The 24,083-nt window shown below is 58.4% G+C and carries 19 protein-coding genes, 1 pseudogene and 2 riboswitches; of the genes and pseudogenes, 10 read left to right on the top strand and 10 right to left on the bottom strand.

Features of this window, described 5'->3' with window-relative positions; all coding sequences use genetic code 11:
- The first annotated feature begins 60 nt into the window (after nt 1-60).
- Complete coding sequence (locus ACOYW2_RS29245; RefSeq protein WP_482768888.1) at nt 61-714, top strand: hypothetical protein; 654 nt, start codon at nt 61-63, stop codon at nt 712-714.
- Nucleotides 715-1,247: 533 nt separating this feature from the next.
- On the opposite strand, the gene ACOYW2_RS29250 is transcribed toward ACOYW2_RS29245, so the two are convergent.
- Nucleotides 1,248-2,147, bottom strand: coding sequence for a CE1 family esterase (locus ACOYW2_RS29250; protein ID WP_482768889.1), 900 nt, complete (start codon nt 2,145-2,147; stop codon nt 1,248-1,250).
- A 304-nt stretch (nt 2,148-2,451) separates the two neighbouring features.
- Here ACOYW2_RS29250 and ACOYW2_RS29255 point away from each other — a divergent pair, with 304 nt between their 5' ends.
- The 4 genes from ACOYW2_RS29255 to ACOYW2_RS29270 all read left to right on the top strand — a co-directional run bounded on the left by ACOYW2_RS29255 (nt 2,452) and on the right by ACOYW2_RS29270 (nt 5,771).
- On the top strand, nt 2,452-3,618 hold the full coding sequence (locus tag ACOYW2_RS29255) for an ATP-binding protein (protein ID WP_482414671.1): 1,167 nt from the start codon (nt 2,452-2,454) through the stop codon (nt 3,616-3,618).
- Nucleotides 3,615-4,013 (top strand): DUF2201 family putative metallopeptidase, encoded by a 399-nt coding sequence (locus ACOYW2_RS29260; RefSeq protein ID WP_482768890.1) that lies wholly within the window; start codon nt 3,615-3,617, stop codon nt 4,011-4,013. Before ACOYW2_RS29255 ends, ACOYW2_RS29260 begins: the two co-directional genes overlap by 4 nt.
- A gap of 142 nt (nt 4,014-4,155) precedes the next feature.
- On the top strand, nt 4,156-4,962 hold the full coding sequence (locus tag ACOYW2_RS29265) for a hypothetical protein (protein WP_482768891.1): 807 nt from the start codon (nt 4,156-4,158) through the stop codon (nt 4,960-4,962).
- A 92-nt stretch (nt 4,963-5,054) separates the two neighbouring features.
- Nucleotides 5,055-5,771, top strand: a complete 717-nt coding sequence (locus ACOYW2_RS29270) for a hypothetical protein (protein ID WP_482768892.1) — start codon at nt 5,055-5,057, stop codon at nt 5,769-5,771.
- Nucleotides 5,772-6,012: 241 nt separating this feature from the next.
- Here ACOYW2_RS29270 and ACOYW2_RS29275 read toward each other — a convergent pair whose 3' ends face one another.
- Nucleotides 6,013-6,186, bottom strand: a complete 174-nt coding sequence (locus ACOYW2_RS29275) for a hypothetical protein (RefSeq protein WP_482768893.1) — start codon at nt 6,184-6,186, stop codon at nt 6,013-6,015.
- Between the two features lie 285 nt (nt 6,187-6,471).
- On the opposite strand from ACOYW2_RS29275, the gene ACOYW2_RS29280 reads away from it, so the two are divergent.
- The gene (locus ACOYW2_RS29280) at nt 6,472-6,864 is read left to right on the top strand and encodes a hypothetical protein (protein ID WP_482768894.1); all 393 of its coding nucleotides are present in this window, start codon (nt 6,472-6,474) and stop codon (nt 6,862-6,864) included.
- Between the two features lie 86 nt (nt 6,865-6,950).
- Here the strand turns inward: ACOYW2_RS29280 and ACOYW2_RS29285 are convergent, their stop codons facing one another.
- The 6 genes and pseudogenes from ACOYW2_RS29285 to ACOYW2_RS29310 all read right to left on the bottom strand — a co-directional run bounded on the left by ACOYW2_RS29285 (nt 6,951) and on the right by ACOYW2_RS29310 (nt 14,470).
- Nucleotides 6,951-7,901 (bottom strand): class I SAM-dependent methyltransferase, encoded by a 951-nt coding sequence (locus tag ACOYW2_RS29285; protein ID WP_482768895.1) that lies wholly within the window; start codon nt 7,899-7,901, stop codon nt 6,951-6,953.
- Between the two features lie 486 nt (nt 7,902-8,387).
- On the bottom strand, nt 8,388-9,407 hold the full coding sequence (locus ACOYW2_RS29290; RefSeq protein WP_482768896.1) for an ABC transporter ATP-binding protein: 1,020 nt from the start codon (nt 9,405-9,407) through the stop codon (nt 8,388-8,390).
- Nucleotides 9,400-10,572 carry an ABC transporter ATP-binding protein gene (locus ACOYW2_RS29295; protein WP_482768897.1) on the bottom strand — a complete coding sequence of 391 codons (1,173 nt, stop codon included), beginning with the start codon at nt 10,570-10,572 and terminating at the stop codon, nt 9,400-9,402. Before ACOYW2_RS29295 ends, ACOYW2_RS29290 begins: the two co-directional genes overlap by 8 nt.
- Before the next feature lie 2 nt (nt 10,573-10,574).
- On the bottom strand, nt 10,575-11,501 hold the full coding sequence (locus ACOYW2_RS29300) for an ABC transporter permease (protein WP_482768898.1): 927 nt from the start codon (nt 11,499-11,501) through the stop codon (nt 10,575-10,577).
- A 103-nt stretch (nt 11,502-11,604) separates the two neighbouring features.
- Nucleotides 11,605-12,633, bottom strand: a complete 1,029-nt coding sequence (locus ACOYW2_RS29305) for an ABC transporter permease (RefSeq protein ID WP_482768899.1) — start codon at nt 12,631-12,633, stop codon at nt 11,605-11,607.
- A gap of 14 nt (nt 12,634-12,647) precedes the next feature.
- Nucleotides 12,648-14,470 (bottom strand): annotated as a pseudogene (locus tag ACOYW2_RS29310) (ABC transporter substrate-binding protein).
- Between the two features lie 448 nt (nt 14,471-14,918).
- On the opposite strand from ACOYW2_RS29310, the gene ACOYW2_RS29315 reads away from it, so the two are divergent.
- The 4 genes from ACOYW2_RS29315 to ACOYW2_RS29330 all read left to right on the top strand — a co-directional run bounded on the left by ACOYW2_RS29315 (nt 14,919) and on the right by ACOYW2_RS29330 (nt 21,011).
- Nucleotides 14,919-16,013, top strand: coding sequence for a M20 family metallopeptidase (locus ACOYW2_RS29315; protein ID WP_482768900.1), 1,095 nt, complete (start codon nt 14,919-14,921; stop codon nt 16,011-16,013).
- 684 nt (nt 16,014-16,697) lie between these two features.
- Nucleotides 16,698-18,257 carry a sigma-54 interaction domain-containing protein gene (locus ACOYW2_RS29320; protein ID WP_482768901.1) on the top strand — a complete coding sequence of 520 codons (1,560 nt, stop codon included), beginning with the start codon at nt 16,698-16,700 and terminating at the stop codon, nt 18,255-18,257.
- Nucleotides 18,258-18,528: 271 nt separating this feature from the next.
- Entirely contained in the window at nt 18,529-18,960 is a 432-nt protein-coding gene (locus ACOYW2_RS29325) for a putative signal transducing protein (RefSeq protein ID WP_482768902.1), read from the top strand.
- A gap of 195 nt (nt 18,961-19,155) precedes the next feature.
- Nucleotides 19,156-19,260: riboswitch (glycine riboswitch) on the top strand.
- Nucleotides 19,261-19,263: 3 nt separating this feature from the next.
- Nucleotides 19,264-19,401, top strand: a riboswitch (glycine riboswitch).
- Nucleotides 19,402-19,631: 230 nt separating this feature from the next.
- Entirely contained in the window at nt 19,632-21,011 is a 1,380-nt protein-coding gene (locus ACOYW2_RS29330; RefSeq protein WP_482768903.1) for an alanine/glycine:cation symporter family protein, read from the top strand.
- Nucleotides 21,012-21,043: 32 nt separating this feature from the next.
- On the opposite strand, the gene ACOYW2_RS29335 is transcribed toward ACOYW2_RS29330, so the two are convergent.
- The gene (locus ACOYW2_RS29335) at nt 21,044-21,310 is read right to left on the bottom strand and encodes a GIY-YIG nuclease family protein (RefSeq protein WP_482414685.1); all 267 of its coding nucleotides are present in this window, start codon (nt 21,308-21,310) and stop codon (nt 21,044-21,046) included.
- 552 nt (nt 21,311-21,862) lie between these two features.
- On the bottom strand, nt 21,863-23,845 hold the full coding sequence (locus ACOYW2_RS29340; protein ID WP_482414686.1) for a ribonuclease catalytic domain-containing protein: 1,983 nt from the start codon (nt 23,843-23,845) through the stop codon (nt 21,863-21,865).
- Nucleotides 23,846-24,083: the final 238 nt, after the last annotated feature.

Below are 24,083 nucleotides of genomic sequence, written 5' to 3' on the forward strand. Positions count from 1 at the left end.
GGCGAAAACAACTCTGGCTGCGGGTTGAAAAAAAGGGCCGTTGAGTTGGCAGGAGTCACCATGGATCATGGAACCATCAAAAAGGCGCTGGTCGGTCATTTGAAAGCTGCGCGTCGTGAGGCCCTTTCCGGCTTGCTGTGGGGCGGTCTCCTGGCTGTTGTGGGGTATGTGGGCGCCGGAATTTTACTGAAATGTGGGGTGATGTTTTGCCTGGAGGTGGACCAGAAGGTGGTGGAGGACTGGTTTTGGGCGTTTTACGGCGGTTTTTTTGTGCTTTTGATGGCGGCGGGGTTCTTTTACCAGCCCAGGGCATCGTATGACTTCGGGATGAGGGGCAACCCGTTCAGCCAAAAGGACGATATGGAAAGGGCCCATATGACAGGCGGTTTTATTCTGGCGCTACCCCATTTTACGTACCACTACCTGAGAACCCTTTTGGGGTATTTTTTCAATGCGGGTGAGCAGGTTGACCTGAACCTGGCCGCAGGGCTCCTGGCCCATGCGGCTCATCCCCATTACACCGTTTCCCTGAAAAAGGCCTACGCCTCCAACCTGCCGAAGAAGACGGTGGACGGGACCCTTATCACCCTCGAAGACACGGGGGTGGTAAGCATCTCAAGGCAACGGGGCCTCATGACCCTGACCCTGAAGGGCCGGGAAATAGTCGGCAGGGATCCGGTGACAAGGCAGGCCGAACGATTTATGCCCGAGTAAGTGTTTGTTCCCTTGCCTCCGGCGGGTCGCTTTTTGAAAAAAGCTCCGCAAAAACGTTCCGGTTGAATGCCTGTTACGCAGAAAACAGTTGGATGTTCGATACATTTTGGCCGCCGGAGGCGGTGCGGTTAAAGGTGCCTCCGGCGACCTTGCCGGGGCTAAACTTTTAAAAAGTTTAATAAACAGGTTTTAAAAACAGATTCGGTTTAATTTGAATCAATAGCGAATGTGATTTTCCCTGAGGAACGAAGGGGAAAGCTCATTCGCAACCTGCTTTCGAGGTGGTACACCTCGCCGCCGGAGGCATTGCTTTTGTTTTTTCCTGAGCCCTCTTGACCCTGTGATTCATCAGACTTTAACCATAGAAGGCGGTTGCCAGATGTCACACCTCATGCGAATGCATTGATAACGCACGCAAAATGGCTGACTCCATGCATTCGCCACAGGGTTTCCAGGTGCCCCCACCTGGCCTACGGAGGCCTGCTTTTATTAACTCACGTTAACCACAGAAAGCCTTCTTTTCGCTTGGGGGATTATGGTGTGGACCCTGTCATAAAATCCCAGGACATCTGGCTGACAGAGATGTCGCCGTGTTCGTAGAGGGCGTTGTGCCCGCCGCCTTTCAGGGTACAGAGGGTGACGGTGACCCCGTCGTCGCAGGCACTGGTGGTGGTGCACCAGCTCGCCCCGTGAAAGTGGAGTTCGGCGGACCCTTTGATGCAGCCGTTTTTGTCGCACCAGTCGGCAAAGCTCTCCTCGGCGCCCATGTATGGGGCGTCTTCCAGGGGAATGGTGCCGCCTGAGTAGGCGATGGTGTTGTCTGAGGTGCCGTGGAAGTGGATGACGGGGATGGGGTAGTCCGGTGTGATCTCGGGCACGAGGACCGGCATGGAGGAGACGGAGACAGCGGCAAAGAGATCCGGGGCTTCCCGGCCCAGCCTGTGGGCCATGCCACCGCCGTTGGCGTGGCCATGGGCGTAGATTCTGCCGGCGTCGATGGCGCAGCGGGTCTGGAGGTGGGCCACGAGGTGCCGCGCAAAGCCCACGTCGTCGACGTTGTTGTTCTCTGCCTGGCCGCAACAGGCCGGACCGGCATTCCACCCCAGGAGTCCCGGCGTTCCCGAGCCTTTGGGGTAGGCCACGATAAACGGCTCGCGGTCCGCAAGGTGGGGGAACCCGTCTTTTTCCGCCTGGCCCGCCGGGGTGTCCCGGTGGCCGTGGAAGGAGAGCAGCAGGGGGAGGGGGACGCCTGCCCTGTATCCTGAGGGGACATGCAGGTAGACCGGCCGCGTTTTTCCTTCGTACGAGAGGGTGAGTTTCCAGTTGCCGGGGCCCAGGGAGCCGCCGGGATCCTCGGTGTACTCATCATCGCATCCCGCCATGAGCAGCACACTGATCAGCAGCAGGCATGCAAGCAAGGGTTTCAGGTGCATGGGGCATTCTCCATGGTGTGTGATGGGTGGGCCGGAAGGGGATGAGGCCCTTGGACTTTGGGAAGGTGTACGTAACTGTTTAAGTTACCACGTAGATTCGATGTGTGTCAAAGCCAGCTCGGTCCGGCCAGCGCAGTATCGTGGGTAGAATGGTTATTCTAAATGGTGTATGGTGTACTGATCGTGTGAACATTGATGGCGTTTGGGGGCGTGTGCAATGGGTCTTTTTCCCCCGGGCCGTTACGCAGGAACAGAAGACGTGCATGGGCGGCATCACGGCTGCCCGCAGAAAGGCAGTGAGGGTATGCAGAAACGACCGGTGGAGGTGGATGCAGGGGAGATGGCAGAGATTCTGGACCGCTATCTGGACGCTGACGGCCAGGTGAACTATGCCGTGAAAATCGTGGGGCATCCGGGGATCGGCAAGTCATCCATCGTCAAGCAGGCGGCGGAGCGCAAGAACCGGTATTTCATCGATACCCGGCTTGCCTTCAAGGAGAATATCGATCTGGGGGGCTACCCGGTGCCGGACCATGAGAACCGGCGCATGGTCTATTACCGTCCCCGGTTCATTCCTCCTGAAGAGGTGCCTGAAGGATTTGACGGCATTGTGTGGTTCCTGGACGAAGCGAACCGGGCCCACCCCACGGTGATTCAGACCCTGTTCCAGGTGATCACCGAGGGGCGCTGCGGGGAGCATCTGCTGCCTGAAAAGACGGTCATCGTCATTGCAGGTAACCTGGGGGAGGAGGATCACACCCACATCACCGATTTTGACGACAGCGCCCTGGACGGTCGCCTGGGGATCTTTCACCTGAAACCCCTGGCCGAGCACTGGCTGAACTGGGCGCGCAAAAGCGGCATCCACCCCACGGTGGTCCGGTACATCTCCCGTTTTCCCGAGCGGCTCTGGGATGCGGCGGCCATTCACCCGAACCCCAGGGGGTGGCACCAGGCCTCCCAGGCCCTGTGTCTCTCCTACGGCCTGGAAGACGAAGACGCCCTTTACAGAGCCCTTGCCGGTGAAGGGCGCCGGGCCGTGGAAAAGGTCCTGGCCTCTCTGGTGGGAGAGCTGGCCGCCTCGGATTTCGTCACCCAGATTCTTACCCCCAGGCAGCTGAGCACCCATGAGGTGCTTTCCGGGGATGCCGGGGCCTTTGCCCGGTTCAAAGCTGGGGAGGTGCCTGTTGAGGACCTGCTCTGGGCTGTGTCCGGGGCGGTGACGCGCATCCGCGAGAAAAAAATGGCCGGGGATGAAGGGCTCCTGGAGCCTTTGGGGTGTCTGCTCCGGTATGTGGCGGCGTCCCGAGCCGATGCCCGCGTGAGCTTTTTCCTTATGCTGCTGAGGGAGTGCGGCGTCTTTTCTCAGATTCCCGATGCGGTGCGGGCTGTGTCCCAGGGGCAGGAGCAGGAAGAGATTCTCTCGTTGCTCACTGACGTGGTGTTTGACGGGGAGAAGGTACCGGCATGACCCCCTGGGATCCCCTGTTGACGGAGCTTTGGAAGCGCAGTCGGTTTACCTCCTACTTTTACCAGCTGGTCTCCTTTGTCGAGGACAACAGCCTGCCCACCCTGGCCCTTACCGTTCGATCGGGGCGGGTGACCCTTCTGTACAACGGTGTGTTCATCGAGGGGCTCTCCATGGAGGAGCGCATGGGGCTCCTGGTCCATGAGATGATGCACGCGGTGTTCGGGCACGTGCTTAGGGATGAGCATCCGTATCTTCAGAACATGGCCCAGGACATGGTGATCAACTCCTGGATGGACGACCACCAGTGGGACCTTTTTCTCAACAGGCGAGGCAACGCTTACGCTCCCCGGGGGCCTGCCAAGGATTCCGGCGGAGTTTTACGAGAAGACCGGTGAGAATGATCCTTCATGGGAGAGCGTGTACCGCTTTTTGAAAACGGATGAGCCCACTGTTCTGGGGGATTTTGCCGAAGGCCTCAAGGAGAATTTCCGGCCAAGCAAAAGCCGGGAGCAATCGGGACAGCCGGAGCCTGCCCCCATGACGCCGAATGAGGAGGGCAGGGCGGAGGACGGTGAGTGGTGCCTCTCCCCGGGCCAGGGCCAGCAGCTTCCCACGGGGGTGCATCGCATGGAAGATGCTTCGGCCGCCGTGAGGATACGGAAAAATGTCCGTGAGGCCCTTACGCTCTCCGGCCAGGATGTCAAGGCGCGGGACGAGCGGCTGGTCCGGGAGATCAGCACCCTGATCCAGCAGGTGGCAAAGGTGGACATCTCCCCTTTGAAGCGTAAGATCCGCACCATTGTTGCCCGGGGCACCCCGTCCCGGGAGTGGGAGTACAGCTCCGCCCGGTTCAACAGGCGCTATTTTACGGAAGGGATCTACTCGGCGGGGCGGCACTATGTGGACAAGAAGCTGTTGACGGTGGTGGTGGACCTTTCCGCCTCCATGGTGACGCGACCTGAGCAGATCGAAGAGGCTTTCGGGGCGGTGGAATCCCTTCTGGACGGGTACCGCATCAACCTGCTGTGCATCGACGAGACCCTTTTCGTCCCGGAAAAACAAGGCGATCGCTTTGTCAAAGGGGGAAGCGAAACGCGGGTGTGCACCTACCGGCGCGGCGACTGGCGCCTGATCCGTTCGGGAAACAGCGGCACCACCTTTTTTTCTGCCCTGTTTAATCGTTATCTCCTTAATCATCGGGAGATGGTGGTGGTGATCACCGACGGGGAGATCTACGACTTGGAGCGGCTGCTCCCCTACCAGCGGACCCTGTGGCTCCTTCCCTCCACGGCCCAGGGATTCCACGCCCCCTTCGGCGACGTCGTCAGGCTGGATCGGAAATAAAAGGGGACAGGCAAATTTTTCTATTTACCCACGACAACCACCCGGGCTCTTGGTGAAACCGTCTGGGTGCACGGCTTTTGGGAGCAAAGCATATGCCACAATCGTTACATACGCTGACCGATTCGGAATCAATTGTTGAGATGGGAGCCGCCGGTGGCGACTTTTCGGTGGCAGAAGGCCTTCGTCGACTGGTCGTGCTGGGGGACGGACAGGCCATTTACAAGGCCGGCTTGCGCTGGGAAGGCTTTGACGTTGCCGACGGCTTGACGGCGGTCATCGGGTTGAGGGATGCTGAAAGTCTTTATAAATGCGGCTGGATGTGGAAGGGCTTTGATTATGAACGGGGCATGGACGCGCTTTTTTCATGGGCCGGTGCCCGGTATATCTACCTTGCAGGCCTTAACTGGAACACCTTTGACGCGGCAAGGGGGCTTGAGGCCCTGACCAGGGCCGGTGATCCCGAACAGATCTGTTATGCAGGCTTTCACTGGAAGCGGTTTGATTACGAACAGGGGATGAAATCCCTTTTGGAGATCGCATCCCCCGAACACCTTTACAAAGCAGGCGCCAGGTGGCCGGTCTTCGACTATGCTGCTGCCTGGGATGTCATGGAAACACAGGTAGCGGAAGGCGAAAAGTGGCGTGAAGAGGCCTTTGATCAGCCCTTTTGGCGTCAGGCCTTGCGGTGTATCTGGTTGCGCAAGCGAAGCCCTGACGCTGACGCCCCTGAGAAGATACTCACTGAGAAGATACTCATGCCCAAGGGGGCCATAAAGGGAAAACGACAAGGCGGCAGCTGGTCGTTGTAAAAAAGGGACAGGCAAAACAGCGTTGACATATGCTGGTTTGTATATCATAAGAATATCAGAACTTTGAAGTCTATATGTTTCTTTATTCCAGTATGTTAGAAGACTGGGCTTAATCCATCCACCAATTGATCACCCCGCAATACGATTCCATGATCCGATGAAGGAGGTGCCAATGCCCCGAAGTCTGAGAATGGTAGTACCCGACGAAAGCACTGCGTACCACATCATTTCACGAACGGCCTTAGACGGTTTGCCCTTCGGCGATATCGAAAAAGAAGCGCTGGTTGATATCATCAAAAAATTCAGTTCGATCTATTTTGCAGATGTCCTGGGCTACGCTGTCATGGGAAACCATTTTCACCTGCTGGTCACCATGCATACCGAGATGCGGGCTTCCGATGCGGAGATAAGGCATCGCTATGGCCTCCTGTACGGAGAAAAGACGGTTTTTCCTGAGGGGAAAATGTCTCATTTTCGGAGCAAATGGTGCAATTTGTCCGAGTTCATCAAAGAGATCAAACAGACGTTTTCACGGTTTTACAACAAAAGGTATGATCGCAAAGGGACCCTTTGGGGGGAACGGTTCAAAAGTGTGATTCTGGAAAGGGGGGAAGCGGTTGTACGTTGTCTTTCCTATATTGATCTCAATCCCGTACGTGCAGGAATCGTCAAAAGGCCGGAGGCCTACAGGTGGTGCTCCATGGGCTATCATGCGCAGACGGGCAATCGCGACGGCTTTTTGTCCCTTGATTTCGGGTTTGTGGACTTTGGTGTGGAGGACCCTGAAGATCGGCTGATCCGGTACCGGGAGTACATGTACCATGCCGGCTCCCTCGAAAAAGAGGGAAAGGGGGCCATTCCCCGGAGCATTCTGGAAAATGAAGTGGCCCATGGGTTCAAAATCAGTGGATCCTCCCTCGTGAAGGGCAGGATACGACATTTTACGGAGTCCGGGGTGATTGGATCCCGCGCGTTTGTGGAGGCGACGTGTCGGCGTTTCAAGAATAAGTCCCCCTCGACAAGGGCGCGCATACCCAGAGTGATCGAGGGGGGCGGAGGGCTGTTTGTGGTGAAGAGGGTGAGTGACACCTGAAACCGGTTGGCTGCAGGTGTCGTGTAAACAATGGGAGTGGGTTTGATTTAAATTTGCCTGTCCCTTTTGCATCTCCACCTAGTTTATCACACGGTGATTTTCCAGCACCGGTGAATGGTTTTTCGTTTGCTGATGTAATCTTCCGGAATGGTTGTGTGGGTGATTTCCTCGAAGCCGGTGACAGGAAGAACATCGAGCTTGGGGGTGAAATCCTGGTGGTTGGTGGAGAAAAAAATCGTGCTGCCCGGCTTCATGATGGCCACCACGGCGTTGAGCAACCACGGGTGGTCTTTATCGATATCAAAGGCCTCGCCTGTGGTCATGGTGGTGGAGTAGGATGGTGGGTCCACCACAGCGAGGTCAAAGGTTCGCCCTTCTTTTTTTGCAATTTCCAGAAATTCCGGTGTGTGCTTTTGAATGACCTCGTTGCTCTCTGAGGAAAGCTCGTTGAGCTTGAGGTTCTCTTTAACCCAGTTGACGGCTGTTTCGGAGCGATCCACGCTGGTCGTGGTGGCTGCGCCTCCCTTGGCCGCGTAACAGGTAAAGGCACCTGTGTAGCAATAAAGATTCAGAAAATGTTTCCCTTGGGCCATCTCTCGGACCATCAGCCGTGTGTTGCGATGGTCGGAGAAGAGCCCGGTGTCCACATAGTCGCATGGGTTGACATAGAATTTCAGGTCCCGTTCCCCCATGATAATTTTGGCGTCGGTATGGTCGATACGCTCGTACCGTTTGCCGTTTTGCCTTCCTGCCTTGCGCTGCTTCAGGTGGACCTTCTCCATGGGAACGTCAAAGGCCTCGGCAAGGGCCTGCCCCATCATGGGGAGCCATTCGGGTGTTGACTGGGCACGGGTGTATTCTCCCACCACAAGGTGTCCTGCGTACCAGTCGACCACTGCCCTGATCTCTGGAATATCCCAATCATAGATCCGAAACACCTCGATTCCCTGCTTGGCAAAACGTTTTTTCAGGTGTTTGAATTTTTTCTTTGCTTTGTTGGCAAGCATCTCTCCTTGCCGCAGATATTTATTTTCCATAATGGGATCCATGTCGTGCCTCGCCCTGTATATATGCCGCGCAAGGCATGTGCACCTTCCTCTTATTTCGGAAGGCGATGCCGTGCTGCGGAGATGAGTGTGATAAAATGCCAGTTTTATAACAGAATGGGGGAGAAGGGTCCATGGCCTCAAATGTGAATCAGCCGTTCCGACAAATTTCCCTTCACAAACAGTAATTGGTCACCTGTGCCTCCAGCGGATCGCTTTTTGAAAACGCTTGGCATGAACTTTCGGCCCCTTCCCTTTTTACCGCTTAGCCCCGTTAAGCCTGAAACCAACGAATTCGAATAAACCCAAGAAGCGCTTAAAACCTGTTTGTCAAACTTTTTAAAAGTTTGGCCCCCGGCAGGGCCGCCGGAGGCAACACCACTCCGATCCGAATCGAATAGGCAGAAAAATAAACTTGCCTGACCCCTTTTTCCTTTTTCCTTTTTTTCTTGGGTGGGGGTGGGTTGTTGTTGTGGGTTAGCGTTGTTGTTTGAACAGGGCAGGTGTTTCGTGGCTGCGATGGCAGGCCACCATGTGGCCGTCGCCCATGTCCGTGAGGAGGGGCTCGGTTGTCAGGCAGGTGTCTTCGGCAAAGGGGCAGCGGGTGTGGAATCGGCAGCCCTGTGGCGGGTTCAGGGGGCTGGGAACGTCGCCTCTCAGAAGGACCCGTTGTCGTGTGGCGTCCGGCTCTGTGCTGGGGATGCCGGAAAGAAGGGCCCAGGTATACGGGTGGAGGGTGTGTTCAAAAAGATCGTCCGTGACGGCGAGTTCCACGATTTTGCCCAGGTACATCACGGCGATGCGGTCGGCCATGTACTTCACCACCAGAAGGTGGTGGGTGACAAAGAGGTAGGTCAGCCCCATCTTTTTTTGCAGGCCCTGGAGCAGGTTGAGGATCTGGGCCTGCACCGATACGTCCAACGCGCTTGTGGGCTCGTCCAGGACAAGGCATTCCGGGTTGGTGGCGATGGCCCTGGCAATGGCGATTCGCTGCCTCTGGCCCCCTGAGAACTCGTGGGGGTAGCGATACAGATGGGAGCGGTCCAGGCCCACCAGTTTCAGGAGTGCCACCACCCTGGCCTCCAGTTCAACGGAGGTGAGGGACTCTTTTTCGATGCAGGCGATGATGTGCTTGACCAGCATGCGCGGGTTCATGGAGGTGGTGGGGTCCTGAAAGACCATTTGCAGTCGGTGGCGGAGGTCCTTTTTTTTGAGTTGCCTGGGGGAGAGGTGCGTGATCTCCACCGGCGCGTCCTGGTCCTTGGGGTGAAAGACAATGGCCCCGGAGGTTGCCCCATGGAGCCGGATCACGGCCTTTGCGGTGGTGGTCTTGCCGCACCCGGATTCGCCCACGATGCCCAGGCATTCGCCCCGCCTGATGGTAAGGGAGACGCCGTCCAGGGCCTTGACGGAATTCACCTGTCGCCTGAGCACCCCGCCCAGGACAGGGTAATGTTTTTTCAGGTCCACCAGCTCCAGAATGGTCTCGTCAGGCATCACACTTTTCCTTGTTTCCATACAGGTGGCAGGCCACCCTGTGGTTTTCTCCAACGGCTTGAAGCTCGGGGACCTCGGTTCTGCATCGCGTCATCACGTGGGGGCACCGTGGGTGGAACCTGCATCCCGTCGGTGGATTCACGAGGTTGGGCACCGCACCGTCAATGCTTTTTAGCTCACCTTCCTGGTGAAAGCGGGGCACCGAGTCCATGAGGGCTTTGGTGTACGGATGTTTCGGCCCCTGGAAAAGGTCTTTGACGTCGGCCTCTTCGCAGAGGGTCCCGGCGTACATGACCCCCACGCGGTCGCAGGTCTCGGCCACCACGCCCAGGTCGTGGGTGATCATGAGGATGGAGGCGATTTCGGTCTCTTTCAGCTCGTGCAGCAAGTCGAGGATCTGGGCCTGAACAGTAAAGTCCAAGTTGGAGGTGGCCTCATCGGCGATGAGAAGGTCGGGCTTGCAGGCCAGGGCGATGGCAATGACGATGCGCTGCTTCATGCCGCCGGAGAGGTTGTGGGGATAGCTCCTGGCCACCTCGTCCGGGTGGGGGATGCCGAGGCGCCCGATGATCTCCGTGGCACGCCGGAACGCCTCTTTTTTCAGGCGCGTTTCCCAGCGTTTCAGGATCGGTATGCGTCGGGAGAGCCGAAGCAGAAGGGCCCTAGGGTTCGATGCGGTGCGCGCATACAGAACGTGTTGCAGCCCCCTGCTTCCCGGGAAGACCCGGGTGTCGGCATCGGCCAGGTCCGAAAGGATTTTTTGTGCCATGGAGCGCCTGCGGTGAAAGAGAAAACTCTCCGCCACCTGGTCCCCCACCCGCAAGATGGGGTTCAGGGCCGCGTTGGGCTCCTGGAAGATCATGGAGATGCGGTCCCCCCGCAGCCCCTGCATCCAGGCTTCGGACTGGGCGATGAGGTCCACGGGGGCTTCGCAGGCACCTTGCCTGCCGTAAAACAGCACCTTGCCGCCCACGATGCGTCCGGGCTCCTGGATGATGCGCATCATGGAGCGAACCGTTACGCTTTTCCCGCACCCCGACTCCCCCACGAGGCCGAAGGTGATGCCCCGGTCCACACGGAGGCTTATTCTGTCCAACGCTTTTACTACCCCTTCGTAGGTGTAAAAGTGGGTGGTGAGATCCGTTGCTTCGATGAGGGGGGCCATGGTCATCTCCTCCGCTGCTTCGGGTCGAAGGCGTCCCTCAGGGCATCGCCGATGAGGTTCCAGGCCAGCACAAAAAGGATGATGCAGGTGCCGGGGATGGCCACGGTGTACCAGAATCGAAGCGGGTCTTCCGGCGGGCCCACAATGTAGTTCCGGGCCAGGGCCACCATCTGCCCCCAGTCCGCATACCCCTTGGGCGCCCCCAGCCCCACAAAGCTCATGAAGGAGGCGGAGATGACCATGGAACCCATGTCCATGGAGGCCATGATGAGTACGGGGTAGATGGCGTTGGGGAGGATGTGCCGTGCGATGATTTTTGTATCGGAGCGCCCCATGAGCCGGGCCGCCTGCACAAAGTCCCGGTCCCGCAGGGTGAGCACCTCCGAGCGGATGACCCGCACATACCAGCGCCACTCCACAAGGGCCAGGGCGATCATGATGTTTTCAAGGCCCCTGCCGAAAGCCACCACAATGGTCATGGCCAGCACCAGGAGCGGCACGGACCAGACAATGTCCACGATGCGCATGAGGATCTCGTCGAACCACCTCCCGTAGTACCCTGAGATTACCCCGAGAAAGGTGCCGAAGCACCCGGCGATCCCCACCACGAACAGGCCGATCTTAAAGGCGGTTCGCGTGCCCCAGACCACCCCGTAGTAGATGTCGTACTGGCCGGAGGTGGTGCCGAACAGGTGCAGGTCACCCGGAGGTTTCGGCGTGGGGGAGAACCCGGTGTGGGGCATCTGGTAGGGGGCGTGGGCGTATTTCGGGGGGGCAATGTACGGCGCGGCAAGGGCCACGGCCACAAAGAAGAGGAGCAGGCCGAAGCCGATGAGGGCCGAGGGGTTTCGAAAAATTCGGTGCAGGGTGAAGGTGAACTCTCGCCACCTCGGGTGCCTGGTTTGTCTTGGCTCCGGTGCTGGATCCATAGGGTTTACCTTTCAGCAAGCAGGTGTTCTGGTTTGCAGCAGGGAGGTGCCGGTGGGTGCCGTCCCCGCGTCATTTCCGTGGCGATCCGGGCATCATCACGTGTTATGTGAGCCGGATCCTCGGATCGACCTTCGCGTAGAGGATGTCGATGACAAGGTTGGAGACCACAAAGACAACCCCCATGAACATGCAGACGCTCATGAGTACTGGCATGTCGAGCTGGGTGGCGGATTCGGCCAGCCACCACCCCATGCCCTGGCGGCTGAAGACAACCTCCACGGCAATGGATCCTTCCATGGCAAGGGCCACAAGCTGGCCTGCCACGGTAATGACGGGGATCAGGGCGTTGGGCCTGGCGTGGGCCCGGGTGATGGTGTGGGTGTCGGCTCCCTTGGCCCGGGCCGTGATGATGTAGTCCTTGCCCATCTCTTCGATCATGCCAGATCGCATCACCCGCATGAGAAGGGCCACCACCACGATGATCTGGGTAATGACCGGCAGGACGAGATGGGCCAGGGCGTCACCGGTGATCCACAGCTCGCCGTTTAAGATGCCGTCCACGGTGTACATGCCGGTGTAACGGATAAAATCCGGGCTCCTGGCCACCCACAGGGCTGTGTGGGTGGAGACGATGCCCGGCTGAAAAAGATCCAGATAGCCGTAGAAGACCATGAGCAGCACCAGGGCAAAGAGAAAGGTGGGCAGGGACCAGCCGATGATGGCGGCAATGCGGGTGCCGTGGTCGAGCCAGGTGTCCCGGTGGACCCCCGAGAGGGTCCCAAGCCAGATGCCGATGAGGATCACCAGGGGAGAGGCAAACAGATTCAGCTCCAGGGTGACGGCAAAGTAGCCCCAGAACGCCTCGGTGACGGGCCGGGCTGCCACCAGGGACCATCCCAGGTTGCCCGAGGCCACCTCTTTGACCCAGCGGGCATACTGCACCGGGAAGGGGTCGGTGAGCCCGAACTGCTCCACGATCCTGGGGATGTCTTCGGCCTGCTGGGGTGTGGTGACATAGGCGGCGGCCCGCCTCTCCGGGCTGAAGGTCATGAGAAGCCCGAAGATGAGCACCGACACCCCGAACAGCACAAAGAAAAGGAACATCAGGCGACGCGTGATGTAGGCTGTCATGGCTGGTTCCCCGGCTATTGGGTGGCGGCGTCCGACTTGGAGAGCCGCTTAAGATCCTCCCATGCCGTGTCCAGCATGGGGTGCGGGACAAACCCCCTGATGTTGCTGCGGTAAACGAAGTTGTCGATTTTCTGGTAGATCATGCAGCCGATGGCCTCTTCGTACCAGAGATTCTGGAGGCGCTCATAGATGGTCCGGCGTTTTTCGGGGTCCACCTCAAACCGGCCCTCTTTGCAGAGACGGTCCACCTCTTCGTTTTCATAGGCCATGTACTTGCCGTAAACCCCTTCGGAGCTCATGAAGGTAAACATGAAGTTGTCGGGGTCGGGGTAGTCGGCGCCCCAGCCGATGATGAAGATGGGATACCTGTATTTTCGGTAAGCCACGGTGTAGTCTTTCCAGTCCACGTTGCGCACCTCGATCTGGAATTTGGGGCTCAGGCTCATGATGTTTTCCGCCAGCATGTGGGCGGCGGCTTCCCGCTGGGCGTTGCCGGTGTTGTGGTAATCGTTACCATCTTGAAGCCCTTTTTCCACAGCTCCCCCCCCCAGGCCTGCTTCATTTCCTCTTTGGCCATTTCCAGGTCAAAGTCGTAGATGGGGACACGGATGTTGTAAGGCATGCCGCTGGCGTTGGGGCTGGTGGGCATGACCACGCGATCGTCCCAGACGTCCTTGGCGTAGGTGCTGCGGTCAAAGGCGTGGAGGAAGGCTTTTCGCACGTGGGGGTCGGCAAAGAAGTCTGGGGGGATCCCGTCCCCGTCAAGCTTTCCGCTGCCGATGTTGGGGTTGGCCTCGGGGTTGACCTGGCGGCAGAAGAGGGCTGCCGTCACCGAGAGCTGGGGCACGGCGTGGATCACCACGTCTTTCATGGCCTGCACTTCGGACAGGTACTGGGTGTCCACCAGAACGCGGTCGGCGTCGCCGTTTTGAAGGGCCAGTTTCCGTGAACTCCACTCTTTGTTGTACCGGATGACGGCGGTCTTCAAGGCGGGCTCCTCACCCCAGTAGCCGTCGAATCGTTGGAAGATAAAAACCTTGGAGGGCTCCCAGGTCAGCATGGTGTAAGCGCCGGTGCCGTTGGTGATGTGGTGCAACGGCTCGGCCCCGAAGGCAGGGTTGTTGTGGGTTGCCGCGGTTTCCAGGGTGCCGTCCCAGCCGCCGTGCTCAATGGTCCACTCCTTGTCGAGGATGGCGCCGCAGTTGGCGTAGGCAAGGAGGGCCAGCAGCGGGGGAAAGGGGCGGGGCAGGGTGAGGACCACAGTGTCGCCGGAAACGGCAACGCTCGCATCGATTTTTTCAAAAATGCCGGGTTTCAGGGTGCCGCCCTTTGTCCGGGTGCTTGTCTCACCCACCAGGGCTTCCAGGAGCATCCAGATGGGGCCACCGTCCTGGTCCACCACCATGTGGCGCTTGAGGGAGTAGGCCACGTCTTCGGGGGAAAGGGTCCCGCCTGCGTGGAAAGTGACGCCCTTGCGGATTTTGAAGGTGTAGGTCTTGCCACCATCCGAGATGCCTCCGTTTTCCACCGTGGGGACCTCTTCGGCCAGGACGGGCACGAAGGCGTCGGTGGCCGAGCCGTCAAAGGCCACGAGGGGCTCGTAGATGTTCATGATGCGCTGATGGGAGACATTGTCGTAGGCGCATGCGGGGTCAAGGGTCCGGACCGTTCCGTAATCTTCGAAGACAAAGGTATCCGGGTTTTTTACTTCCGGTTTGACCACTTTGATTTTGGTGGGTTCCTGGGGGGCCTCTTCGGTGGTGCCGCTGCAGGATGTGGCAAAAAAGAGAAACAAGAGGAAAAACAGGGTGCGTTTCAACACGCTTGATGGGCTCATGGATTTTTCCTTTGTGCGGGTGATCGGGTGCCCGGAACGGGTCGCCTGGTCGTGTTATGTGCTTCTTTTTGATTGCTCTTTACTTTAAACTCAGGAAGGCTTGGTGATCTTTGTTGAAGAGGCTATCACAAAGTGAATCGCGCTTCAAAGGCGAAGTTTACTTTCCTCGCGGTGAGATATTCCCCTCCAGGCTCTTGCTCGCTGATTTTCTTTGGAATACAACAGGAGGAATCCTCTCCTTTAATGGCGGTGTCAGCAAGAGCGCGACGGCGAGCGAACGGAGAGGCGGAGCGTGGTGTCTCCATGCTTCGGATTATGATGCGCCTGGTGGGGAGCCCGTCTTCCCGCTGGCGGAGTCTTTTCGCGTCGCTGTCGGAAAACGGGCGCGTCTGCCGGGTGAGGGCTGCCTCGGCGGATGATGCCACAGAGAATGCAAGGATGTGTGAGTATGGACGAGATGGTTCCCCTGTTGAAACGCCTGATTCAATTTCGTTCCGTGGCCGATCGGCCGGATGAGATTACGGCCTGCGCAGATTTTATCGAACGCTGGCTGACGGAGGCGGGGCTCTCCGTGAACCGCATGGAGGTGGACGGCACCCCCTCCCTGTGGGTGACACCCACTGCCGACGCCGCACCGGTGCTTTTGATGGCCCATTTTGATGTGGTGCCTGCAGAATACGAGCTCTTTACCCCCCGGGAAGAAGGGGGGCGGCTTTACGGCCGTGGGGCCGTGGACGATAAATACGCCGTGGCCCTGTGCATGGTGCTTGTGAAAGCGTGGCTCGATCGCCTGAAAGCCGGAGGCAAAGGTCAGGAGGCGCTGCCCTTTGGCGTGCTGTTGACAGGTGACGAGGAGACCGGCGGATTCAACGGGGCCGGTGAGGCCCTGAAACGCGTGTCCTGCGACTATTGCGTGGCCCTGGACGGCGGAAGCCCGGAGCGCCTGGTGGTCCGGGAAAAAGGGATTGTTCGGCTCAACCTCACCGCCCGGGGCAAAGGGGCCCACGGGGCACGCCCCTGGCTGGGGGACAATGCCATCGATACCCTGCTGGACGATCTGATGAGGGTGCGGCGTCATTTTATTGAGACCCGTGAGGACCACTGGCACCGAACCCTGAACATCGGCTGCATCCAGGGAGGCAGCGCCGTGAACCAGGTACCGGGCGAGGCCCGGGCAAAGCTCGATATCCGTTACACGGAGGCCGACGATCCCCACGCCCTTATTGAGGCGATACGGGCCGACGTGGCCTCCGAGGTGGAGGTGGTCTCCGTGGACACCCTCTTCAACGGCGGGGACGGACCGGTGACCCGATTCCTGGCAGAGCTGGCCGGGAACATCGAGAAAGTGGCCGAGCATGCGTCCAGCGACGCCCGGTTCCTGAACCGGACCGGCACACCCGGGGTCATCTGGGGGCCACAGGGAAACATGAGCCAGCACACCGACGAAGAGCATGTGGAGATCGAGAGCCTTTACAGCCTGTATGGGGTGCTGGACAGGTTCGCGGAGGCGGTGTTCAATCATGAGGTGACCCTCAGGCCATAACCCGGAAGCATCTCTTTGGTTACCGGAACGTTTTTGCGGAGCTTTTTTCAAAAAGCGACCCGCCGGAGGCTTTTTTGAGCTGACTTTCTACCTAATGCCGGTGTTCGTTTAAAAATGGCCGGCCAGGCCAGGGAGCCTGGCCGGCCTGTCCGGGTGGGAGGGCCTTCACCATGTCGGGCAATCATGTGAAGGTCCCTGTGGGGCGGGATGTTTTTGACGCCCTGTGGTCCGAAGTTTGTTACGCGGCGTTGGCAGGGCGTTTTTTTTGAGACCTGAAGGTTGTGTACGTCTTAACGAACGACGTTCGGAAAACTACGCTGAGCGCTCCATTGTCTTGACATCGGGCCCGACTGCTGCCTTTGCCGAGATGGGCGCTGCAGGCGAAATGTGCGCCGGAGGAATCCGTAAGGGCAAGGGGGGATATTCCCATGTCTTGCGCGAGGCAAGGAAATGGAAACGTGAATGCCTGACTTTCGGATTCCGCCGGCACAGCGAAGATTCGGACTTGGAAAGGTGGATCCTGACGTGTGGGGTCCGAATATTCTGCCTATGAGATAAACCAAATATCATGCCAGGGTTTCAGGTTGAGTATTATTGAGGGGTTGCGGTGCGGGTGGTGGATATGGTAAACGAGATATCGTGACCAATGCACGAAATATCGTTTAAGTACGGAATGGAGGAATTGTGTCCGACCGGTTTCGAGAAGTCGCCCGACGTATCTTCAGCAGCCTGGACCTGGAGTCCGCCCTCTTTGATGCGTACACCTACCTCAAGGGGATCATGCCCCTGGACGGCGCGTTCATTACCTCCTATGACCATGGCCAGAAAAAAGCGCGGGTCATCGCCCTTGCCTGTGCCGAGGGAGGGATCGGGCTCGATGAGATGATCTCCATCTCCGACGGAACCTGGGAGAGAATGGGGGCCTGGCACGAGGAATCCCTTCAAAACCCCACCCCCTGGATCCGCGACCATACCCATCCCATCAACAAAGAATTCATGGGGCTGGTGAAACACTGGCTCCCCTCGGTCCGAAGTCGTCCCGAAGGCTTCCAAAACCTGTGCTGCACCATCTCCTGCGCGCTGAAAAACCAGGGTGAGATCATGGGCAACCTGATCCTTGCCGCGGCAGGGGAGTCCCTTTACAACGAAAGCCATCTCGACGTGATGAAGGATATCTGCGAGCCCTTTGGCATGGCCCTGGCCAATGCCATGCGGTTCAAGGACCTGGTCCGGGATCACCAGGCCCTTCAGCGCGATACCCGGCAGATGACCGGTGACGTCATGATCGGCTCCCACGGGGGACTGGGCGAGGTGCGGCGCCTCATTGAGCAGGTGGCTCCCACCGAGAGCCCGGTTTTGCTCTTCGGAGAGACCGGGACAGGCAAAGAGGTGGTGGCCGGAGAGATCCACAAGCTTTCGCCCCGATGCAAAGGGCCGCTTATTCGCTTGAACTGCGGGGCCATTCCGGAGTCCCTCATGGATTCCGAGCTGTTCGGGCACCAGAAGGGGGCCTTTACGGGGGCTTTTGAGACCTCGGTGGGCCGGTTTGAGCGGGCCGCCGGAGGGACCCTGTTCCTCGATGAGATCGGAGAACTGCCCATGGCCGCCCAGGTTAAGCTGCTTCGTGTGCTCCAGAGCGGGGAGTTCGAGCGGGTGGGCGGTACCCGGGTGATGCAGGCCGATGTGCGCATCATTGCCGCCACTCACCGGAACCTCGAGGCCATGGTGGCCGAAGGGACCTTTCGTTCGGACCTCTGGTTCCGCCTCCATGTGTTCCCCCTGGGGATTCCTCCCTTGCGCAGGCGAACCGAAGATATTCCGGCCATGGTGGACCACTTTATCCTCCGCAAGACCCGGGAGATGAACCTGCCGTACCGCCCGCGCCTTGAGGAGGGCGCCCTGGCAACCCTGATGGACTATCACTGGCCCGGCAACGTCCGGGAGTTGCAGAACCTTGTGGAGCGGGCCCTCATCCTTTCCGGCGGGCGTCCTTTGCGCTTTGAGGCCCTTTTGAACCGGCCCGCACCCAGGACGGAGACAAAGGCCTGGGAAGTCACAGAGCCCCTCTCCGGAACCTTCGACGAGATGGCCGCTTCCTGGATTCGCAAAACCCTCGTTCTGTGCCAGGGGAAAATTGCAGGCCCCAACGGTGCCGCCGAACGCCTCGGCCTTCACCCCAATACGTTAAGAAGCAAAATGAAAAAGTACGGCATCTCCCTGAATCGCCATGTGAACGTGGATTAAAAAAAGGGGACAGGCAAAAATTGGCGAGGCGAGGGATGCGAGGGCATGATACGTTGTCTTTGGGCTCGGCCATCAGTCCATCCTGTTTTTTTCTCCTTTTATTTGCCTGACCCTTTTTATTCTTTCGTTCCGAAATAAAAAAAGGGACAGGCAAAACAAACCAAGGACATGGCGACTTTGTCCCGGACCTACCCACAGCTGTTTTGATTTTTGTTCTGTTGTTTTGCCTGACCCCTTTTGACACGGCTTCGGCCACAACCAAAGCGAGGGCATGATGCCACAGGAATCCCTGGTTACCATCGCGACCTTTACCGCACCCCATGAAGCCCATCTGGCCAAGGCCCAGCTGGAGTCCAGCGGCATCGAGGCCTTTGTGTTCGATGACAATTTGGTGGGCATTCATCCCTGGTACTCTCTGGCCGTGGGCGGGGTGAAACTGCGGGTGTTTGCATCGGATCGCCAGGACGCCCTGGCCGTCTTGGGGTACCGGGATCCCCTGGCGGAGACCGAAGAGCGGTGCCCGCGGTGCGAAAGCTTTGACGTGGATTGTGAGCGAAACGTGGGATGGCGGCTTCGGGTGTGGCGGGGGATCTTGCTGCTGGTTTTTCTGGGCATTCCCTGGTTTTTCCGGCGCAGGCGATGGGTCTGCAATGTGTGCGGTCACCAATGGAACGGTCCCTTGAACAAGGGGCCAGGCGCATAAACCGACCCTCCACGGTTCCGTGGCGTGCGGTTCCATTTCATTGTTTTGTTTTTTTGTAATGTATTCGTGTGCGTTTTCTTTGATTTTTGACGCAGCGACTGTTCAGGGCTTGATAAATTCTCCAGAAGGTGTAGAAGAAGTGCCTTACCTGCGGCGCCTCGGGCATGGCCCGGATGCGCTGCGGGGACAACTCGGATGAAAACAGCAGGAGAGACCTTTCGGCGCGTTGTTGCGAGTGCGATGCGATGGAAAGGCACCGAAGAAGTAAATCTTTCAGGTAAAAGGGACTGCTGTTGGACGAGCCTCTGGAGAGTCTCAATATTCGGGGGCTCTGCACAACCCAAGGGTTGTGCGGAGCCGCTTTTATTGAGCGCCGAAGGAGCAAGCTGCCGCACCGTATCGCACGGGCGGTGGTGAAACTCTCAGGTACAAGGGACAGAGTGGCATGGCAGAGCAGAACCGCCGGTATCGATTCCGGTGCCCGCTGGCTGTCGTGAAAACTGAAGTAACATCAGTTGGTAGTGCCTCTTTTTTACGCCTTTCTCTTAGCAGACCGATCCATTCATCCACATTATTCATCTTATTTCATTATTGAAGCGGCAGCCAAACGCCGTGATCATGCCCTGTGCTTTGCCTTGTTGTGCGCACACGGGCTGGAAAGGAATGATACTGTGGAAAATTTTGCACAACTTTTGGGAACGATTGATTCCTTTGTCTGGGGGCCCCCCCTTCTGATCCTCCTTGTGGGAACCGGGATTTACCTCACCGTGGGCCTTGGCCTGCTGCAGATCACCAAGCTGCCCCTGGCCATCAAGTACCTTTTCAGCAAGGACCACGGCGACGGGGCCCAGGGGGATGTGTCGAGCTTTGCCTCCCTCTGCACCGCCCTTTCCGCCACCATCGGTACGGGAAACATCGTGGGTGTGGCCACCGCCGTCAAGGCCGGCGGTCCCGGAGCGATCTTCTGGATGTGGGTGGCCGCGTTTTTCGGCATGGCCACCAAGTACGCCGAAGGGCTCCTGGCGGTGAAATACCGGGTGGTGGACGAAAACGGGCAGATGTCCGGCGGCCCCATGTACTATATTGAGCGGGGCCTCGGAAACAAATTCCTGGCCAAGATGTTTGCCCTGTTCGGCATTGGCGTGGCCTTCTTCGGCATCGGGACCTTTGCCCAGGTCAACGCCATCAAGGACGCGGCCCTGCTGAGCTTTCACATCCCCGTTCCGGTAACGGCAACGGTCCTCACCGTGCTGGTGGCCCTTGTCACCATCGGGGGGATCAAACGCATCGCTCAGGTGGCCTCGGCCATCGTGCCCTTCATGGCCATCTTTTTCATTCTGGCCTCTGCCGTGGTCCTGATCCTGAACCTGTCGAGCATTCCGGCCGCCGTCTCCCTGGTGATCCAGAGCGCCTTCAATCCCGAAGCCGCCTTTGGGGGCGCAGCCGGCGTCACCATGATCATGGTCATGCGAAGCGGGATTGCCCGCGGGGTCTTCTCCAACGAATCAGGCCTGGGCAGCGCGCCCATCGCAGCGGCCGCCGCCAAAACAAACTCATGCGTGCGTCAGGGTCTCATTGCCATGACAGGCACCTTCATCGACTCCATCATCATCTGCACCCTCACCGGCCTGGTCCTGGTGATGACCGGCACCTGGAACGATCCGTCCCTTGCCGGGGCTGCCATGACCAACACCGCCTTCAACATCGGCATGGGAAGCGGCATCGGTCAGTACGTGGTCACCGTGGGCCTGATGTTTTTTGCCTTTACCACCATCCTCGGCTGGAACTACTACGGGGAGCGCTGCACCGAGTACCTTTTCGGTATCAAGGGCATCAAACCCTACAAGCTGATCTATATCGTTCTGGTGGCCTCAGGCTCCTTTCTCCACCTCAGCCTTATCTGGACCCTGGCCGACATCGTCAACGGCCTCATGGCCATTCCCAACCTCATCGGCCTCCTGGGCCTGAGCAAGGTGGTCTTCTCCGAGACCCGGAGCTTTTTCAGCGGCCTCTCCGTGGCCGCTAAAGCCGAAAAAGCCTTTCAGTCATAAGACGGGTAGAGGTGGCCGTGATAAACGGCCACCTATGACCTGTGACCTGTTTTTTCAGCCCTTATCATCTCGAGCTTTGTTTTCCGGGGAAGTTTTTTGATGCGGTATTCGAGGCGGGATGCTTCGGATCGGTCTTTCACCGAGACCTGGTAGACCATGGTCACGGGGAGGCGAGCCCGGGTGTAGCGGGCGCCGACGCCTGCGTTGTGTTCGTCAAGGCGCCGCCCGGGGTCGGTGGTGATGCCTGTGTACAAGGTGCCGTCTGCGCATTCAAGGATGTAGAGATACCATGGTTTCATGGGGGCACTGTAGATCATTAAAAGTGATGGCGCCAGCATGAAGGTGGCCCGGCCTGTCAAAACAAAAAGCCCTGCCGATGAATCGGCAGGGCTTTTTTTTTCGTAACTATTCAGATCAAAAAAGCCTCCGGCGGCCCTGCCGGGGGCCAAACTTTTAAAAAGTTTGATAAACAGGTCTCATGTAATCATTTATAGGCTCCGCCGAAACAATTCCGACATTTTCGCACCCGTGCTTCGTTTTGATCGCCTTTCGGGGCGATCAAAACGAAGCACGAGTGCATTAGAAACGTTTTTTGCGGAGCTTTTTTTCAAAAAAGCGACCCGCCGGAGGCAATTGATTAGTTACTTTTTATCTTGAATGGGAGGGGCCGTCAGGGCCCGGGCAAATGAGCGGGGGCCGGTGTCCGGTTTTCCAGGTCCGAATAAGTCCTTGACACAAACACACCCACATCGTGAGCTCACCCTTAGCCCTTAGCCCTTAGCCCTTAGCCCTTAGCCCTTAGCCCTTAGCCCTTAGCCCTTAGCCCTTAGCCCTTAGCCCTTAAGCCCTCACTACCCCACAAACACCGCAAAATTGTCTTTTCGCGCATCGGCGTGCTGGATCACGGTCTGGACCATGTCCCCGGACTTGAGGCTCAGGCCGCTGGCCGGGAGCATCACCTCCATCATGTAGTCCGGCAGGAGGACCTGGAAGCTGTGGCGGCGCTTGTCCAGGACCAGCCCTTCCACGCGTTCGCCGACTTTGGACTCCAGGTACTTGAGGATCCAGTAGCGGCGCCGGTTGGACTGAATGCGCCCGATGCTGCCCATGGGGATGTCGAGGTGCTGGGAGACCTCGGCCACCTCATCTTCGGTGTACGGCTCCTCCAGGCCCATGACGGACCGGATCTGGCGCTGGGAGACAAGGTCGTAGTAGCGCCGGATGGGGCTGGTGGCCGTGGTGTAGGCGTCGAGGCCGAGACCGGAGTGGTGGCCTGCCTTCTGGCTGATGTAGGCCCGTGAGAGCTGCTTCCTCTGCATGCAGTTGAGGTAGAGGGACGCCTCTTCCCCCTTGAACAGGCGTTCCTTGGGATCGGGCTGGAGCCGGAAGAACGAGGGCAGGTTGTGGCGGGCCAGAAAGCTTGCCATGAGCCAGTTGGACATGATCATCAGCTCTGCCACCATCATGCGGGAGGGGCTCTCCCGGTCCACGGTGGAGATGACGGGGGTGCCCTCTTCATCCAGGTGGACATTGACCTCGGGCAGGCTCAGGTGCACGGCACCGCTGTCCAGTCGCTTCTTGCGGAAAGCCTGTCCGATCTTGATGAGGGTGGACAGGTCCTCGTCCCCTTCCTTGGCCAGGGTGTTGGCCCCGGTGTAGGTAAGCTGGCGCCGGACGGTGACGATTGTGGGTACCACCTCAAAGTCTTCCACGGCGTGGAATCGGTTCAGGGTGATCATCACGCTGATGCAGGGGCGCACCGTGCCTTCCACCAGGCTGCAGAGGTTGTCTGAAAGGTCCGAGGGCAGCATGGGGATTTTCTGGTCGGGCATATAAATGGAGCTGCCGCGGGACAGGGCCCGTTTGTCGATGAGGCTGCCCCGTTTGACGGACTCGGCCACATCCACGATGTGGATGCCCAGAAGGGTTTTGCGGTCGTCCAGGCGCTCGATGGTGACGGCGTCGTCGTAATCGGTGGTGAACCTGCCGTCGATGGTGATGGTGGACAGGTGGGTGAGGTCCCGCCTGCCTTCGAAGGAGGCCGGAGCCTCCTCTACCAGGCGTTTCGCCTCAGCGAGCACCTCGTCGGAGAAGTGTCGCGGCACCTCCATGCGGATGAGGTCGATGTTTTCGTTTTCGTCGAACACGTCGAGTTTCACCAGCAGGCGAAAGACCGTTTCGTGGGAGGAGATGTTGGCTTCGGCGAGGATGGCCTTGGCCATGTCGAAGTGGCGGCTCTCCCGTTCTTCTATGTACCACCCCTTGAGGCAGGCGATGATCTCCATGGCATGCTCGCAGGGGCCGGGCTTTTTGTCTCCCAGGAGGCCCTTGAGCCAGGCCGCCCCTTCGGTGATGACCTTCAGTCGCCTCTCCTCTTCCCGTTTTTTGGCGAGCATCTGCTCCACCTGCTCCGGGGTGTAGGGGAGGAAGCGGTCGTGGTCGAACTTGAACCAGGTCCGGTTTTCGAAGAACGCCCGGATGATGGCTGACTTGTGGTCGGAGGTCACGGCTTCGGAGAAGCAGTATTCCGCCATGGTTGTGAGATCGATCCACTCCCCTTCTTCATTGAGCAGTTCCCACAGCTCTTTGAGGTCGATCTCCTGTTTGAGGGATTCACGACGGGCGACGGTGGCCTTGAGGGCTTCCACCATGGTGGCGCGGCTGGCCGATTCAGAAAGGGCGTCGTCCGAGGTCAGGGATATGCGGGAGGCGGAAAGGCTCACCTCTTTATCGCTTTCGGTGATGAGTCTCAGGCGTTTACCTTTGACATCTGCCACCGCGGCGCATATCAGCTTCTGCTGATCTATGTATTCGATGATGGTTCCAGATTTCATAACTAATCAGGATATCAACGGCACCCCTGAAAGTCAATTCAAGCCATAAAAACCCCGGTGCCAGCGCCTTTACCTGTGCCGTTGCCTCCGGTGGGTCGCCTTTTGAAAAACGTATTAAAAAAGGGGACAGGCAAAAAAACGGTGCTGTTTTATGGCCGGGGCCAAGGTGTTTTATTGCTTTCATGTGTGGTGTTACGAGGAATAAGAGATGGCAGGGCAGGGCAAGGGGTGGTACTAT

The organism is Desulfoluna sp. CLI2B, assembly GCF_056847375.1.

Bases quoted from the DNA above. Each gene is read 5' to 3' on its own strand.
- ACOYW2_RS29265 (WP_482768891.1), top strand. From the start codon at position 4,156: ATGACGCCGAATGAGGAGGGCAGGGCGGAGGACGGTGAGTGGTGCCTC.
- ACOYW2_RS29295 (WP_482768897.1), bottom strand. From the start codon at position 10,572: ATGGCCCCCCTCATCGAAGCAACGGATCTCACCACCCACTTTTACACC.
- ACOYW2_RS29250 (WP_482768889.1), bottom strand. From the start codon at position 2,147: ATGCACCTGAAACCCTTGCTTGCATGCCTGCTGCTGATCAGTGTGCTG.
- ACOYW2_RS29290 (WP_482768896.1), bottom strand. From the start codon at position 9,407: ATGCCTGACGAGACCATTCTGGAGCTGGTGGACCTGAAAAAACATTAC.
- ACOYW2_RS29270 (WP_482768892.1), top strand. From the start codon at position 5,055: ATGCCACAATCGTTACATACGCTGACCGATTCGGAATCAATTGTTGAG.
- ACOYW2_RS29245 (WP_482768888.1), top strand. From the start codon at position 61: ATGGATCATGGAACCATCAAAAAGGCGCTGGTCGGTCATTTGAAAGCT.
- ACOYW2_RS29280 (WP_482768894.1), top strand. From the start codon at position 6,472: ATGGGCTATCATGCGCAGACGGGCAATCGCGACGGCTTTTTGTCCCTT.
- ACOYW2_RS29340 (WP_482414686.1), bottom strand. From the start codon at position 23,845: ATGAAATCTGGAACCATCATCGAATACATAGATCAGCAGAAGCTGATA.
- ACOYW2_RS29315 (WP_482768900.1), top strand. From the start codon at position 14,919: ATGGACGAGATGGTTCCCCTGTTGAAACGCCTGATTCAATTTCGTTCC.
- ACOYW2_RS29285 (WP_482768895.1), bottom strand. From the start codon at position 7,901: ATGGAAAATAAATATCTGCGGCAAGGAGAGATGCTTGCCAACAAAGCA.
- ACOYW2_RS29275 (WP_482768893.1), bottom strand. From the start codon at position 6,186: ATGCCTTATCTCCGCATCGGAAGCCCGCATCTCGGTATGCATGGTGAC.
- ACOYW2_RS29335 (WP_482414685.1), bottom strand. From the start codon at position 21,310: ATGAAACCATGGTATCTCTACATCCTTGAATGCGCAGACGGCACCTTG.
- ACOYW2_RS29260 (WP_482768890.1), top strand. From the start codon at position 3,615: ATGACCCCCTGGGATCCCCTGTTGACGGAGCTTTGGAAGCGCAGTCGG.
- ACOYW2_RS29325 (WP_482768902.1), top strand. From the start codon at position 18,529: ATGATGCCACAGGAATCCCTGGTTACCATCGCGACCTTTACCGCACCC.
- ACOYW2_RS29300 (WP_482768898.1), bottom strand. From the start codon at position 11,501: ATGGATCCAGCACCGGAGCCAAGACAAACCAGGCACCCGAGGTGGCGA.
- ACOYW2_RS29305 (WP_482768899.1), bottom strand. From the start codon at position 12,633: ATGACAGCCTACATCACGCGTCGCCTGATGTTCCTTTTCTTTGTGCTG.
- ACOYW2_RS29255 (WP_482414671.1), top strand. From the start codon at position 2,452: ATGCAGAAACGACCGGTGGAGGTGGATGCAGGGGAGATGGCAGAGATT.